This window comes from Streptomyces sp. NPDC006743, from assembly GCF_040703815.1.
In the GTDB taxonomy this organism is placed as follows: domain Bacteria; phylum Actinomycetota; class Actinomycetes; order Streptomycetales; family Streptomycetaceae; genus Streptomyces.
Window position 1 is genome coordinate 31,073 of record NZ_JBEYJA010000053.1, and the last position, 14,996, is coordinate 46,068.

16 protein-coding genes are annotated in these 14,996 nt (G+C 71.2%); 12 read left to right on the forward strand and 4 right to left on the reverse strand.

All coding sequences use genetic code 11. The features are described 5' to 3' along the window. Nucleotides 1-405: 405 nt before the first annotated feature. From ABZ719_RS31025 to ABZ719_RS31040, 4 genes are all read right to left on the reverse strand, one after another. Entirely contained in the window at nucleotides 406-2,598 is a 2,193-nt protein-coding gene (locus ABZ719_RS31025) for a hypothetical protein (protein ID WP_366728475.1), read from the reverse strand. A gap of 1,145 nt (nucleotides 2,599-3,743) precedes the next feature. Continuing rightward, nucleotides 3,744-4,076, reverse strand: coding sequence for a hypothetical protein (locus ABZ719_RS31030; protein ID WP_366728476.1), 333 nt, complete (start codon nucleotides 4,074-4,076; stop codon nucleotides 3,744-3,746). Between the two features lie 72 nt (nucleotides 4,077-4,148). Beyond that, a complete protein-coding gene (locus ABZ719_RS31035; RefSeq protein WP_366728477.1) occupies nucleotides 4,149-4,709 on the reverse strand; it encodes a UTRA domain-containing protein in 561 nt (186 codons plus the stop codon). Nucleotides 4,710-4,778: 69 nt separating this feature from the next. Next, on the reverse strand, nucleotides 4,779-5,591 hold the full coding sequence (locus tag ABZ719_RS31040; protein ID WP_366728478.1) for a GntR family transcriptional regulator: 813 nt from the start codon (nucleotides 5,589-5,591) through the stop codon (nucleotides 4,779-4,781). A 504-nt stretch (nucleotides 5,592-6,095) separates the two neighbouring features. On the opposite strand from ABZ719_RS31040, the gene ABZ719_RS31045 reads away from it, so the two are divergent. The 12 genes from ABZ719_RS31045 to ABZ719_RS31100 all read left to right on the forward strand — a co-directional run bounded on the left by ABZ719_RS31045 (nucleotide 6,096) and on the right by ABZ719_RS31100 (nucleotide 14,985). Beyond that, the gene (locus ABZ719_RS31045; protein ID WP_366728479.1) at nucleotides 6,096-6,953 is read left to right on the forward strand and encodes a hypothetical protein; all 858 of its coding nucleotides are present in this window, start codon (nucleotides 6,096-6,098) and stop codon (nucleotides 6,951-6,953) included. A gap of 153 nt (nucleotides 6,954-7,106) precedes the next feature. Further along, nucleotides 7,107-7,385 carry a hypothetical protein gene (locus tag ABZ719_RS31050; RefSeq protein ID WP_366728480.1) on the forward strand — a complete coding sequence of 93 codons (279 nt, stop codon included), beginning with the start codon at nucleotides 7,107-7,109 and terminating at the stop codon, nucleotides 7,383-7,385. A gap of 143 nt (nucleotides 7,386-7,528) precedes the next feature. Then, entirely contained in the window at nucleotides 7,529-7,912 is a 384-nt protein-coding gene (locus ABZ719_RS31055; RefSeq protein WP_366728481.1) for a hypothetical protein, read from the forward strand. A 7-nt stretch (nucleotides 7,913-7,919) separates the two neighbouring features. Continuing rightward, nucleotides 7,920-8,123, forward strand: coding sequence for a hypothetical protein (locus ABZ719_RS31060; protein ID WP_366728482.1), 204 nt, complete (start codon nucleotides 7,920-7,922; stop codon nucleotides 8,121-8,123). Next, the gene (locus ABZ719_RS31065) at nucleotides 8,116-8,292 is read left to right on the forward strand and encodes a hypothetical protein (protein ID WP_366728483.1); all 177 of its coding nucleotides are present in this window, start codon (nucleotides 8,116-8,118) and stop codon (nucleotides 8,290-8,292) included. The genes ABZ719_RS31060 and ABZ719_RS31065 overlap by 8 nt, the downstream gene beginning before the upstream one ends. A gap of 93 nt (nucleotides 8,293-8,385) precedes the next feature. Continuing rightward, nucleotides 8,386-8,703, forward strand: coding sequence for a WhiB family transcriptional regulator (locus ABZ719_RS31070; protein ID WP_366728485.1), 318 nt, complete (start codon nucleotides 8,386-8,388; stop codon nucleotides 8,701-8,703). A 111-nt stretch (nucleotides 8,704-8,814) separates the two neighbouring features. After that, nucleotides 8,815-9,174 carry a hypothetical protein gene (locus tag ABZ719_RS31075; protein WP_366728486.1) on the forward strand — a complete coding sequence of 120 codons (360 nt, stop codon included), beginning with the start codon at nucleotides 8,815-8,817 and terminating at the stop codon, nucleotides 9,172-9,174. A gap of 241 nt (nucleotides 9,175-9,415) precedes the next feature. Next, entirely contained in the window at nucleotides 9,416-11,137 is a 1,722-nt protein-coding gene (locus ABZ719_RS31080; protein WP_366728487.1) for a DUF2637 domain-containing protein, read from the forward strand. 31 nt (nucleotides 11,138-11,168) lie between these two features. Beyond that, complete coding sequence (locus ABZ719_RS31085) at nucleotides 11,169-11,330, forward strand: hypothetical protein (protein WP_366728488.1); 162 nt, start codon at nucleotides 11,169-11,171, stop codon at nucleotides 11,328-11,330. 137 nt (nucleotides 11,331-11,467) lie between these two features. Next, on the forward strand, nucleotides 11,468-12,016 hold the full coding sequence (locus ABZ719_RS31090) for a hypothetical protein (protein WP_366728489.1): 549 nt from the start codon (nucleotides 11,468-11,470) through the stop codon (nucleotides 12,014-12,016). Beyond that, the gene (locus ABZ719_RS31095; protein ID WP_037970934.1) at nucleotides 12,013-12,216 is read left to right on the forward strand and encodes a hypothetical protein; all 204 of its coding nucleotides are present in this window, start codon (nucleotides 12,013-12,015) and stop codon (nucleotides 12,214-12,216) included. Before ABZ719_RS31090 ends, ABZ719_RS31095 begins: the two co-directional genes overlap by 4 nt. Nucleotides 12,217-12,339: 123 nt before the next feature. Then, nucleotides 12,340-14,985, forward strand: a complete 2,646-nt coding sequence (locus ABZ719_RS31100; protein ID WP_366728490.1) for a hypothetical protein — start codon at nucleotides 12,340-12,342, stop codon at nucleotides 14,983-14,985. Nucleotides 14,986-14,996: the final 11 nt, after the last annotated feature.

A 14,996-nucleotide genomic window follows, 5' to 3' on the forward strand; every position in this document is an offset into this window, starting at 1 on the left:
GCGGGGACGACAAGTACGCCCGCGCCCTGAAGAAGTGGGAGTCGGAGCTACCCCCGCAGGCGCGGGGACGACCGGAGGTCGGCGTCGGCAACCGACTCCGAGACGGAGCTACCCCTCGCAGCGCGGGGACGACACTTCGTGACCTGCAGCTTAGACAGGCGATGAGACTATTCCCTCCCGTCACGGGCGAGCCGGCCTCCGCCAATCAAGTGAGACTTCTTTGGCTGACGTCCGTGAAGCGGGCCGTCCTCGCGAGCACACCGCGGTCCCGCCGCTCACACCCGGCTCGAAGGGCTCGCTCGCTGGGAACCTCTACCCGCTGGCCGTTGCCGTTCTTCCGGGCCGCTTCCATCGCGGCCCGCAGTGCGACCCGGGCCAGGTCGACGCCGGACCTCTCGCCGCCGCTCATGCCTGCCTCCAGGTGGTGTAGCCGAGGCACAAGTGCCCCAGGCCAGCCAGGCGCTGCACCTGGGCGACGAACGCCCGGGTGAACAGGCGCTGCGCCGACAGTTCGCCGTACCGGTCGATGTGATCGAACACCAGCTGGTGGTCGGTGGCGGCCCTATCGCGCCAGTCCAGGACCTGCTCGCGGGTGAGCTCCTCGAGGACCAACTCCTGGTCGGCGTCGACGTCGGCGGGCTCCGGCTGTGCAGCCGGGACGACGACGGCCGGGCGTGGCGCGGGCAGCACAACCGGGGCCACCGGCTCGTCGATGACGACGACGGCTGTCTGCGCGGCCGCGGCTTCGGCGCGGGCCTTGGTAACGGCGGCCTGCTGCTCCCGGACCTGCTCCCACCGGCGCGCCTTGGCCCACGCTTCGGCCGTCACCTCCTGGTGCAGCTGCTCCGCCACGGCCACGCGGCGCTCGTTCTCGGAGGCGCCGGGCATCGCGGCGTCTACGGCGGTCGCGACCGCGCGGCGCTGGACACGGCGGTCGACCTGCCGGTCCTCGCAGCGCGGGCAGTGTCGGCCGGAGTCGAGCAGAGCGCCCTCGTCGCACCGGGGCTCCGCGCACAGCTGGCGCTGCGGCAGGCCCCGGCCGATCAGCCAGCCCACCGGGTCCTTGATCGGCCTGGCCAGTCGCATCTGCTCCTCCAGGCGCCGGGCGAGCCGGTCGGCGAGGACCTGCGGTGCGTCTGTACGGCCGGCGAACCCGATCACCCGGGCCAGCTCGCTGCGGGCGACGGCCTCCACCAGGCGTCGGGCGGCCGGACGCTCCAGTCGCGCCCACACCAGGTCGACCGGGGCTAGGACGGCCCGCAGGTCCTCCGGCGGCAGAGGCACCCTGCCCCGCTGCTGCCTGCTCTGACCCTCGCCGCCCAGGACTCGCATCGGAGTATCGGCCACCGGCCCGCGGCCGTCGTTCCCGCCTTTGACGACCGGGGACTTTTTCCGCTGTTCCCCGCGGAGCGGGCCGCCGTCCTCGCGCACGCACGCGCGGTCCGGCAGACCGTGGTTCCCACCACGGCCTGCGCCGGAAAAGCCACTAGAGAGCGCGAGAGAACCACCGGCAGTAACCACAGAAGCGTGGAGAGCGTGGTGCTGTGCAGTTGCGGTGAGGTCTGACGATCCGCCCGACTCGCCCTGTCTGGTACCCTCGATCCCAGTAACCACAACGGTCTCGCCCGACTCGCCGGCCTCAAGATCTCCGGATGCAGTACCGGTGAGGTCTGAAAGCACGGACTTCGCCGCCCCGCGGGCCTCCCGCACGGCCACCCCGTGGGCCTTAGCAACCGGCACCAGGCGCACCCGCGACTGCGCGTTCAGGCCCGAGCCGGTCTCCTTGCGCACCACCTCCGCGACGCCGTGCTCCTGGAGGCGCTTGAGCACCTTCGCCCCGGCCGCCGCCGTGCAGCCCAGCAGCCGCGCGACCGTCGCCGCCGGACGCCCCCGAGACGTGTCCACCGAACCGGGACACAGCTGCAGCCAGCCCGCCGACCCCGTCGTCAGCACCATCAACAACAGCCCGAGCCGATCCGTCGCCGCACCCCGGCCCGTACGACCGGCGAGCAGCCCAGCCGGGACGACCGGCTTGTCCTTCGGCGCCCACCCCGGACCGAACAACACCTCGCACAGACTCAGCAGCACCGCCAGCTCCGCACGGGACAACGCCAACGGATGCCGCCGATCGCCGGCCTTCTGCGCCCGATACATCGGGATCACCCAGCACTCCAGCCCCGTCGCGTGCCCCAAGCTGTTGGTCGCGACATTCGAGCCGAGGAACCCGGCAGCGCGCAGCTCGGGCAGCACCGTGTGCGCGACCGTCGACTGCGACACCCCCAGCCACCGCCCGAGCTCCGCCGCCCAGATCGACGTCTCGAAGTCCTTGCGTACATCCGCCTTCGCGGTCAGCACCACCGACGCCAGCCGCGCGCCGTCCGACGCCCCGGCCAGCGCCGGAGACGTCACCAACGCGCGCACCGCGGCGAGCAGCCGGGCCCGCATCGTCTTCGACAGCTGAAGTGGGTTGCCCAGCTCCAGCTGCGTGACCGGACCGGCCTGCGCCGGAACCGACCCCAGCTGGCGACGCGACGCCCCGCTGGCGAACTTCGTGCGCGGGCGCGGGAGCACGGCGGCTGACGCCGCCACGGCGCTCACCGGCCCACCCGGACGGACGAGAGAGAGATCATCTCGGCAGCCTTACGCAGGCCGCCTGTGGACAGAGTCCGTGAAGTGGCGAGACCCCCGATCCCTCCCGCCCGGCGGGAAGAAACTTTTGATCGCGTCCCGCCCCACGGGACGGGGCTCGGGAGCATCGTGGCGGCCGGCGCCGCCAGGAGGACAGGGGTCCCCCTCTCGGTATAGGTGCGCCGGATCGTGGGGCGTGTGACACTCCACGCCGAAGAATCTTCGTGATTAATGCTGTAAACAGGGCATACCGGGCGTGCGAATCCCGTCACGCGGGAAGCGGGGTGGGCTCGAACCGGCGTGAATCGGACATGGTCGAGCTGACAAGGGGACACCAGGTCGTGCACTATGGCGGGGACACCAACCTTCATATGGATCGCCCCGACCGTGACCAGGCCCCTGCCAAGGGGCTCGACCACGGCCGAGCGCTCTGTACGGACGGAGCCCCGAGCACCGAACGGCCTGCCAAAGCCGCCGGAACCCGGGGGTGACGCTGGTGGCTCAACAGAGGCCCCCTGCCAAGGGGCTCCTGGAGAGCCGAGGTGGTCCGCTTGCCAAAGCGGACCGGGTGGAGCAACCCGCTTGCCAAAGCGGGGTGGTGCTGGATGGAAGAAAGACCAGCTCGGTGAGCTGGAGCCCAGAACCGGGGCCAACCGGGATCTGAGCGCCGACCTGGACGCTACGTCTGGTCGGAAGACGGGCCGCGCGAGGCCAGTGGATGCCAATCCACCTATCGGCGCGCGCGGCCAATGGCCGCTAGGTCATGGCCGACCCCCTCGAATGCGAGAGCGGAGTCGGCGCATACCCAAAAGCGAGTCCGATGGCGTGATCACAGAAGAGGAACGGCGTAGATACGCGTGCAGTTCCGCCGAGGCGGGTACTCTTCATCCCGCGATCACCTCCCATCAGGTGTCGCCCAAACGAGGCTTCGCCCCGTTCGAGAGCCCTGGGACCCTGCACGGTCCTGGGGCTTTCGTCTTTTTCGATCTTCCACAGCCTAGCCCTACAATCCGACCCAGCTGTCGGACGAATTCGCGCAACGTCCGACGTGCGCGGGATGCCGATCTCGTCAGACGGGAAACGCGAAGTGAATTGCCCGTCACGCGGGAAGTTATTCATTGGCCATCCCGACCGATGAGCCCTTGAGCCTGCGTCAGGTAGGCGTAAGCCGTGCCCAGGTGGTGGTAGTGGGCTGCACCTTCGGTCACGAGTGCCATGTCCGCAGCGTCTGCGGCGCGCTGGAGGACCGACGCCAGGGCGGCCGGCACCTCTGGGGCAGAGGCGAACGCCAGGAGTCGTTCAACGACCGCTTCGAGTCCCGCATTAGCAGGGAGGCCGGCCGGGCCGTTGGGCGCACAGAGGGCGGGAAGCCAACCGGTGTCAGCGTTCAAGGCGGTGCGGAGCTCCCGCACCAATTCCTCGCTGGTCAGGCGCCTCTCGGCGGTCATGGAAGTGAACTCCTGGTGCTCGAAGAGGGATACGAACAGGCGCCCCAGCCATCCGGCCGGGGCGCCTGGGGCTCAGGCCAGCGGAACCGCGAAGCGGAGCTTCCAGCCCTTGCTCAGCACGTGCTGGGTGACCTCGACGACGCGGCCTTCAGCCGTGCGGCCGACGTGGGTGATGGTCATGACCGATTCGCCCTCGGCCAGTCCGAGGCGGGAAGCCTCTTCCTGCGTGGCGGAGCGGAGCTCGACGTCTTCGACGGCCGTGTCGCCCTGGCCAAAGCCAGCTTCTTTCATCCGGCTGATGATGCCGCCGACGCCCGTGTCTACCTGCTCGATGCCCGCCGCCTCGGCTACATCGACCGGGATGTAGGTCTTGGCGAGCTGGACCAGGCGGTCGCCGTCGAACATCTCCCGACTGCGAACCACGACCGCGTCGTTCGAGCCCAGGAGCTCGGCGACGTCGGTGGGCGCGGCGACGCGGCTCACGGAAACCTCGGTGCGAGGAGTGCGGCCAGTGCGGCGCAGCTCGGCGTCGAAGGCGCCATGTGCCCCGTCTTCCTCACGCTGGCCGGTGGTGTAGCGAGTGCGCGCGTCACGCAGGATCGTGCCGGTGCTGTCGATGCTGTTGTTGGGCATGTAGTGCGTGCTCCTTATTGGTTGCTCAGGGTCTTCGGTATGTCGCTGAATCAGCGCACGAGGGCGCGATCAGGTCGCGTCGGGCGTCTCAATCACCCACTCGTACGCCAATCTCCATTTGGACCGAGGCAGGACATGTAGGCCGATCTCGACAACACGACCTTCAGCGGTCAGTCCCTTATGCGTGATTTCCATAACGGCCTGCTCGGCTGGTATGCCGAGTGCCTTTGCCTCTGCCGCAGTTGGAGATCGCACCTCGATCTCCTCTCGGAGACGGACCTGCCTGAAGCCGGCCTCCGCCATGCGGGACTTGCTGCCTCCAGTACCCGTATTGCTCTCGGCGAGTACCGGGCACGCGTCCGCTACGTCCTGTGGAAACCACGACGTGGCAACCTGAACGACCTCTTCGGCCTCATCGTTGCCGGGAATGCCAACAGGCATGATCCGCTCGCGCTTGAGGGTCTTCGCGCGATGGTGCATCCCGAAGGCTTCGGCAACCTTCTTCGGAGGTACGTCCCTAGCGATGGTGAGGACCACCGGCCGCGGCTCGAACCCCATCGCGCGCATCTCGGCTTCGAACGCGCCGACGGCTCCGCCGGCCTCCCGCAGCGATGGCAGGTAGCGCCGGTTTCGCTCGCTCACGATCTTGCCGAGCACTAGCGAGACGAAGGTGCCCTTCCCCCGCTTGGAGAACAGCAGGCCCTCGCTCTCCAGCAGGCCATAGATATCGCGGGCCGTCTGGTAGGCGATGCCGTGTTCCCTCTGGAGCTGAGGCACACCAGGCAGGCGTGACCCAGGCGCGAGTACGCCCCGCGCGATCTTGTCTCGGATCTCGGCTGCGATCCGTTCGACCTTCCCTGGTTCCTTCTGCTTGGCGGCCACCGCTCCCCCTCTCGTACGCATCGTGCGGGCTAGCGGATCTCGCTACCCGATGCGCACAGCATGACATGACTAGTTGTTTCCCGAAAGCCGGGACTCTCCGTCGTTTAATGATGCTTAGAAACTAGCAGGTCAGAGGGGGTGTGAAGAGGAAGTTAGCTAGACAGGTTGACCGAGGGTGGATAGCAGGGTTCTAATCGAAGTGCCCAGCAAGCGGTGAGTAGCCGACTGCAGGGCGTAGCCAGTGGTGTGCTCATGCGTTTCGGAGCCCTGCTGGACGTACCACTGCACCACCGCGGTTTCTGCAGCCCGTCTCTCCTGAGACGAGCAGGTGGTCGGAGGCGGTAGCACGACCAAACCCCCCGGCCGGCAGGACTGCTTGTACGACCTCAGCGCTGATGCGCTGTCTATCCGCCGGGACTCGGGCGTTGGCTCGTGGACCTGGTGGGTGGAGAGAGCATCCGCCCGCGAGTACCTCTCCTTCCCTCTTCCTGCCGAGGAGTCGTCATGCCTGAGCTCGCCCTGCCCAAGGCCGCTAAGCGCAAGGGCCGCACCCGTACCTCCCGCGTCAGCCCCCTCGACGCGATCGTCCTCTCGACCTTGTCGCCCGGTCACATCGACATGCGGACCGTGGAAACCACGCAGACCCGCCGGATCTCGCTGGTGTGCCCGGACTGCGGCACCTGGGTGGCCGTGACCCCCCACCGCGGCACCTACCTGCTCAAGCTCGTCCCGCACCACACCGGCAAGGCCGGCGTCGCCGACGCGATCCGCTGCCCCTCCAGCAACCGCCTCGTCGACGTGGACATCACCGACTACGCCTGGCGCCGCCAGTACAACGAGTGGGCGCGCGAGGAGCGCCTCGCCGTCGACCTCACCCGCCACCGCCGCGCCACCGTCCAGACCCTCAAGGTCAGCCGCCCCCAGGAGCGCCCCGCCGACCGGCGAGCGCAGTGGGAACGGGCGGTTCCCGCCGCCCGCCGGGCCGACGCCGCCCGCGTTCCTGCCGACGCGATCCCCACAACTCGCGGTGCGGCCGTCGACGGACCCGCCGGCGCCCCGCTGGCCATGGCCCCGCAGACTGCCGGGGACCGCCGCTCCGTCCGCGCCCTGGCCACCGGAACCCTCCGCGCCCTGGCCGACGCCGCCCGGGACCGCTCCGCGAGCGACGTCCTCGACGAGCACCTCGCCCGCGCCGCCTACACGCACCTGGCCACCATCTGGCGCCGCCCCCTGACCCCGGCGGACCAGCCCGCGCACACCGCCCTGGTGGCTGCGATCAAGGACGCGCTGCCCGCCCCGACCCCGGGCGAGACCGCCGCCGCGTACACCGCCCGCAACCACAGGTCCGCACTCGCCGCCTGACCAGTCGGTCCGGACGGACGCCCACGATCACCGGCCACTCCCACTACGCCGAGGGGTGGCCGCTGGTCGTGGCCGGTCGTACGACCCGCCAAAACGGCGACGGCCCCGGGGATTGCGCCCCCGGGGCCGTCCAGGACCTGACTGGAGGACCTGATGACCATCAGCTTCGCACAGCCGCCGACGCCGTCAGCGGTGGTGCTCGACGTGACGTCCCTGGAATGCAAGGCGGTTGATGCTGTGCGCCATCTCCAGACGGACATCGTCCGTGCTGGGGCGCTGCACGACCCGGCTGGCATGACCGACGACGACATCGCGCGCATCACTGACAGCGCGTACGCGGCCCGGCAGGCCGTTGAGGCGGCCGGGATGGACACGGCTGAGGCCGTCGTTGCTGCCCGCCGTCGTAGTCAGTCCAGGACGGCTCAGGCTTGACGATCCGCCACGGTCCCTCTCCATCCCGCTGCATGGCTGGGGTGGAGACGGGCCGTGGTCGGCCGTCCGGCTGGTCAAAGGGCGACGGCCCCGGAAGGTGAGAGCTCCGGGGCCGTCAGTACAGGAACTGAAGAGGAGTCCCTGTGATCGACAGCATGACACGCCCCCGCCCCTGCCCGGCAGACGGGGACGCCGCCCGTCGTCTCGGGCAGCACCTCCTGGCCGTGGTCCGCGCCCAGGACGCGCGCATCCCCGCTCACCGTGGCGTCCCGCGCACGGCAGCGGAGATGCGCGCCCGCCTCGCCGAGCGCACCGCGCAGACGGTCACGATGCGGGACGACGCCTGCCCGCTGTGCCTGCGGTGGTCGTGCAACGGCACTGACTGCCCGCCGTCCAGCGCCGCCCCCGCCCAGATGGACGTGCCTGCACCGGCCGGTGCCTCGGGGCAGTGCAGCGAGTGCGGTGGCCGGTTCGAGGACTTCAACGGCGGCGTCTGCTCCGCCTGCAAGGCCCTCGGCCGCGGATAAGGCCTGGATGCCGCACCTCATACACACGGCCCGCGCAGCGCAGCACCGCGCCGCGCGGGCCGCGTCCGTCATCGGCCCCGCCCACCCGCTGACCCGGCTGCTGCTCGCCGCCGCCGCTCTGGCCGCCGCAGCCGCCTGGGAAGCGGGCCACCGGGTGCCCGACCTCCACCACCCCACCCGCCGGCACCACGAAAGACGATCCCGTGCCTGACGACCTCTACCAGCGCTACATGGCCGCGCACCGTGCCCAGCGAGCGCACACCGACGCCTGCACCACCTGCACCGTCACCGACCGCTGTTCCGACGGACAGCGGGTCTATGACCGCTTCGTCCGGTTGCAGGACGCCTACCTCGCTCAGCAGAGGAAGCGGCGGGGCTGATCCCGCTCCGGCCGCCGCACCACGCAACAGCCCCGGGGTGGCCGCCCCGGGGCTGTCTCTTCGCTCTGTACCTGGACCTTCTGGGAGGCCCTGATGAACCGCTCCATCGTACGCACCAGCTACGCCCCCGCCGCCGACCTGCCGGTCAACACCAACTGGCGCCATCGCAGCGCCTGCAAGGAGGAAGACCCCGAGCTGTTCTTCCCCATCGGCAACACCGGCCCGGCGCTCCAGCAGATCGCGGAAGCCAAGTCGGTGTGCCGCAGGTGCCCGGTGCTGGAGCGCTGCGCCGCCTGGGCGCTGATGACCGGCGAGGCCCACGGCGTCTGGGGCGGGATGAGCGAGGACGAGCGCCGCCGGATCCGGCGCCGCGCTGCCCGCCGCCGTGCCGCCCGTAACCGCGCTGCCTGATCCGTTCTGGCGGTTGCCTGATCCGCCCGTCCCGGCCGCTGCACCACGGTGGCTGGGACGGGCGGTGACGGGGAGCCGGACAGCCCGGACCGACAGTCGAGGGAGGCCCCTATGGCCACGACGATGACCCCGCTCCAGCCCGGCACGGAAGCCGCTGCCCAGGCCGCCGCTTTCGCGATCTTCGGCAGCGACATCCCGCCGACCGGGCCGGAGGACTACAGCGGCAGCTGGCGCACCACCCTCCACGTCATCGCGGAGGAGTGGGTGGGCGAGGGCCGCTTCGAGCGGCACGCCGCCCGCACCGCGGCCGCGCTCAACGAGCTGTTCGCCACGCAGCAGCGGTACGGCGTCGGCTCGCCCGAGACACGCGCCGACAGCGACAGGCTCCAGCCGCTGATCGACCGGTGCCGCCACTTCGGCATCACCACGGCCGACCTCATCCGGCACGGCGCGCGGTTGCCCGAGAGCTGATTTCGTTCCCGCCCGGCGGGCGCGGCAGGCAGTTTCGGGGCCGCCCCGCAGCGCTCCCCCGCACCGGCCGCCCGCCCCTCGGGAGGCCGGCCTTTTCGTGCGCCCGGAGCGGGTAGAGCCGGTGCCAGTTTCGTGATCAACCGCCCGCACCGGCCGCCGTTTCGGGAATGCACCCCCCGCGTTTCGGGAGCACCGGCCGCCGTTTCGACCCCGCCTTGAACGACCCCTTCCGGAGGCCCCCATGACGATCACTGGCATGCCGCAGACCGCGGCTCCCGACACCCCTGCTTCGCACCCGCCGGGCCGCGCTTCGGGCGCACCCGAGAAGGTTTCGGGTACGGCCCGGGGCGTTTCGAGTCCGGACAAGCGGAAGACGATCAAGCCCACCCGCGACCGGCTGATGACCGCCCTGTCCCTCGTCGCCGCGATTGGGGGAACACTGGTCGGCGTCATCGGCTTCGCGATGTCCTACAGCACCCTGGCCAAGGTCGCCCTGAGCTGGGGATTCAGCCAGGAACTGGCCCCCTGGTTCCCGGTCGGCGTCGACGCCAGCATCATCGCGTTCCTCGCCCTGGACCTGTACCTGATCCGCAAGGGCACCCCGTGGCCGCTCCTGCGGATGGCCGCGCACGCCATGACCGGGGCGACGATCTGGTTCAACGCCAGCTCACAGGGACACATCGGCACCGACCCGGTGCAGGCCGCCAGCCACGGCGTCATGCCGATCCTTTTCGTGATCGGCGTCGAGGCCGCCCGCCGCCTGATCATCCAAAAGGCCAGGCTGGAGGCGGGAACGGTCACCGACCGGATCCCGCTGCACCGCTGGATCCTCTCCCCCATCGCAACCCCGCGGTTCTACCGCCGGATGCGGCTGCACAACGTCACCTCCTACCCGGAGATGATCCGGCGCCAGCAGGAGCTCATCGGCTACGAGCAGTGGCTCAAGCGCAAGTACAACGGCGTCCTCGGCAAGGCCACCGAGGACGAACTGCTGCCGATGAAGATGGCCGCCCACGGCTACACCGTCGCGCAGGCCCTCGCGATGCCTGAGCAGCAAGAACGTGCTGCTCAGGCCCGCGCGGAGGAGGCGGAGCGCCGGCGCCTGGACGCGGAGACGCGCCGGGAGCTCGCGCGCAAGCAGGCCGAAGCCGACCGGCTGGAGGCGGAGGGCAAGCTCGAAGCCGTCCGCGCCCGGGTGGAGGGCGAGACCGGCCAGGCCCGTGCGCATGCCCGAGCCCAGGTCAGCGCCGCTGAGCGGGCCGCTGAGCTGGAGGAGGCCGCGCTGGAGACGGCCGTCATCGCTGAGGCCCGTGCCCGCGAGGCGGAGGCGGAGCGTAAGGAGGCCCAGGAGCGCGAGGCCAAGGCCGCCGCGGACGTCCGCGCGGCGGAGTTGGAGCGCCGGGCGGCGGAGAAGCGGAGGCTCGCGGCGGAGGCCGACCGGGTAGCTGCGGCGGAGGCTCAGGCCATCGAGACAGCGGAGATCGCGGAGGCTCGGCAGCGTGCTGCCGAAGCCGATCGGGTCGCCGCCGAAACGGAGGAAGCCGCTGCCGAAGCCCGCCGCCGCGCCGCCGAAGCCGACCGGCTCACGGCGGAGGAGAACGAGCGCAAGGCGACCGCCGACGCGAACACGCAGGCGGCCCGCAAGCGTGAAGCCGAAACCGAGTACGCCGCTGCCGAAAGGCGGCTCGCCGCCGCCGAAGTCGAGCGGCGCGCGGTCGAAATCGAGGACGCCGCGAAGCTGACGCCGCGCGAGCGGGCGGTCCGCAAGGTCGCGCGCATGGCGTTCGCGGCCGGCGCGGGATTCTTCGCCCTGGACGCCGACGGGATCCACCGCGAGCTGTGCCGGGTCGTCTCGATCGCCGACGTCCAGCGCGAGCTCGACGTGTCGTCCACCGACACCGCCTCCAAGTACCGCCAGGAGGCCGTCGCGCTCATCGCCGACGGCTACCGGCCCCAGCAGTGACCTGCGCATTCACCGAAGTCAGGAGTTCGAGATGAGTACCCCGATGTACGTGGTCGGCGTGGTTCTCTCCCTGGTGGCCCTGGCCACCGTGCTGGCCACGCCGTTCCTGATCGTCCACTCCCGCAGTCCCTACGACCACGGGCCCGACTGCTGGTGGTGCCACCCCCGCCTGCTGCCGCGCAAGCGGCGCTGACCTGCACGAACCGTAGTTTCGACGGTTCCACCGGCCCCCGAGATGCCGTCAACACCTCGGGGACGCGGTGAAGGCGCCGAAACGCCACGACAAAGCCTCCCAGATCGCCCCCGTCCCGAGAAGGAGAACCCCACCTCATGGATATCAACGCCCTGTTCACGGACGAGGGCCTGCGGGCCTTCACCGCCACCGTCCGTGACCAGCACGTACGCGACGCCCAGCAGTACGGGCAGATCGCCGACATCGTGCGCCGGCGCCTGGAGCAGACGCCCATCGACGGCGACCGCTGGATGGCCAAGAAGATCCGCGCCTGGAAGGTGTCGCGGCAGCTCAAGGCCATGCAGAAGGCGTCCGGCGAGGCCGCGAGCAAGGCGGAGGCCCTGTACGCGACCTACAAGAACGAGGTCCTGGAGCTGCCCCAGCGCAGGGCCGCGGCGGAGGCCCGGAAGCTGGAGCGCAAGCAGGGCAGGCAGGCCGCCCTGGGCGCCGCTGTCGCCAAGTCCCTGGACAAGACGGTGACCTCGCTGAACGCCCCGGCCGGCCAGGTGCCGGGCGCGGCTGGGCAGGCGAGGCCGGCGGAGTTCGTGGCGCCGGACAACCCCTGGCAGCAGTGGCCGATGGCGGCCGGCGGTGAGCGGCCGAACGCCTCGATCAACGACTACTTCCCGAAGGGAGAGCAGGGTTGAGCACGCCTCGGCAGACGCAAAACCGCGCGAAGCACTGGAATGCGCGGATCGCGGAAGCCACGACCGAGAAGGAGCGGGCCGGGGTCTGGTACGACGCGTGCCGGACCCTGGCCATCAAGGCCGAACGCGAAGGTCGTCCCGAGGTGTGGCGCAAGCTCACCGAGGAGCTGCACGACTTCTTCAAGCGCAACGGAGGGTGACGAAGTTCTTCTTCATCACCGCTTCTTCCTCGCCGCCTGGAGAACCCCAAGGCGCGCGCGTGACGTGCGCGCGCGAGGGTGCCCCAGGCGGTGACCGTCTGTCAACTCCGAGAGGGAGACGTCATGGCCGACGACGACGGCCCGAACAACCTGATCTACTTCCCCCGCGTGGGTTACACCGCCCCTGCCGAACCCCCCGCGGAACTCCCTGCTTCGGCCCCGGCCGACGTGCCGTTCGCCGCCCCCGCAGACGCCTCCCCGGCCACACCCGAAGCGTTTGCACCCGCGACGCGAACCGACCCGATGGACGTCATGGCGGCCCTGCCCGAGCCCGGTCTCGGCACCCCGTTCACCGCCGACGCGGAGCCCGCCGCCGCCCCCGCCGCGACACCCGCGGCGGGCGGCGCGATGGTGCCCGCGACCTTCCGTTCGGAGGGTGCGCAGCCCGCCGCGCCGCGCCTGGGTTCGCTGTCCCTGGCGGCGATCCTCGCGGTGTCCCTGGCGGCCATGCGCGGCATCCACTCCGCCGTCTCGGCTGGCCGGGCCAACCGGGAGCAGCGCGAAGCGGTTGCGAAGACTGCGGGCACCGCCAAGGACGGCCCCGGCGGGGGCGGTTCGAAGAAGCAGGTGCAGCCCAGCCACGAGTACGGCCGCAAGACGCTTCAGCGCGGTCCTGGCGGCCCGGGAGGACGCTCGGGCGGCTTCGGTCCGGGCAGGTCCGGGCGGGGCGGCAGCGGCCCGTACAGCGGCTCGGGAGGCCGCGGGCGCAGCGGGTCGACGACCCGCTCGCCCAGCGGCTCCGGCGGCTCTGGCAGCGGCTCGCGGGGCGGGCGCGGCGGCGGTTCGGGCACCGGCCTGGGCGGCGGCGGCCGCACTCCCTCGCCGAACAAGAACAGCTCCGGGATCACCCCGCTCAAGCGCACCTCGCAGGGCGGCGGCGTGAACCTCAAGAAGAACCGCGGCCCCGGATCGTCCGGCGGCTCGGGCGGCACGGGAGGCTCCGGCGGCGGTAAGGGCCCGAACAACAGTGGCGGCGGTGGCGGCAAGAAGAACCGCGGCCCCGGCAGCGGCGGGTCCGGCTCCTCCGGTGGCGGCGGGTCCACTACGAATCGCAGGCGCGGTCCCGGCGGCACCGGGGCCGGGACCGGCGGTTCGTCGGGCGGCCTGGGCAAGAAGCGCGGACAGGGCTCCGGGACGGGGACCGGCAAGGGCACGGGCCCCGGCGCCAAGAGCCCTGGCAAGGGCACGGGGTCGGGCGGGAAGAATCCGCCCGGCACCACCAGCTCGAAGGGTCCCGGCACCGGCAAGGGCACGACGACCGGCCCGAAGAGCGGCACGAAGAAGTCGCCGCGTGGCACGACCGGTCCGTCCGGGATCCTGCGCAAGAAGCCCGGCACCACCACCTCCGGCACCGGCCCGAAGACGAAGCCGAAGGGGAAGGGCAGCAGCGGCGCGGGCACCACGGCGCCCGGCAGCAAGCGCGGCGGCGGGAAAATGGGCAAGACCCGCTCCGGCAAGGGCGGGACGATCCCGGCCCCGGTGCCCACGGCGCCGGGCGGCAAGTCCCGCAAGGGCAAGAAGCTCAAGCTCACGCCGGGGATCGCGCACGGCACGATGGCGGCGTCGGACACGTACGGCTGCCGCTGCCGCAAGTGCCGGCGCTTCGACCGCGAGTACGGCAAGAAGATGGACGCGGCCCGCAAGTCCGCCGTCCGGGGCCGGACCACCTTCGGCGAGGCCGTGCACGAGACCGCGAGCAAGCGGCTCAAGCGCCGCCGCAAGAAGATGGGGCCGCCCATCGTCACGAAGGTCAAGGTCAAGAAGGCGAAGAAGAAGACCGGTCCGAAGACCAAGACCATCAAGCCCGGCAGCACCACCCCCGCGGGGCCCGCCGCGAAGGCTCCGGCCGGACCGGCTGCGAAGGCGCCGGCCCGCCGCACGCCCTGGTCCACGGCCAAGGCGAGGGCCCGCAAGCGCGCCCGGATGCGCACCACTACGGTTCCGGGGCCGTGTCCGGCGCCGCCCACCGGCACCGCCACACCGCCGGGCCCCGCCGCTCCGGCCGCCCCAACGCCCGCCCCGGCCCCGGACGCTGCGGTCGCCGGAGCTGCCACCGCCCCGGCCCCGCCGGGCGGCGGCACGGTGCCCGGCACCGACACCGCACCCCCGCGCCTGTCGCCGTTCGAGGCGATGGGCATGGCGACGGCGGCGTCCGCTCCCAGCGGGCCGATCACGGTCGAGCGGGCCGACTCCCCGGCATCCGGCCCTGCGACGTCTGGCGCCGGGCCGGATGCCGGCACCTCGAGCTCGAGCACGAAGGAGAACAGCGTGAGTGACGCCTGGCTGACGAAGTGGGGCAGCGGCAGCGTCGCGGACATGGACGCCCAGCACGAGACCGAGGTCACCCTCGACGACACGCTCGACGTCCTGGAGGAGCTCACCGAGCAGTCGTTCAAGGCGCACGAGACCTGTCGCAAGCTCTCCGAGAAGGCCCGGCAGATCCGGCACGAGCTGGACGAACTCGCCGCCGACCTGCACTCCACGCACAACGTCATCGGCCGCATGACCGGCGCCGCGATGGCGAAGCTCGCGGAGTCCATGGAGCTCCTGGCCCGCAAGGCCGACGAGATGTCCACCAAGTCCCTGACGGCCGCGGAACTCTCCGAGAGCGCGGAGAACGCGATGTTCGATGCCTACCGGCCCCTCCAGCAGGCCACCGAGGACGCGGGCCTGGCCGTGCCCGCCGCCCGCATCCACAACGAGAACTGAGAGGAGATCAC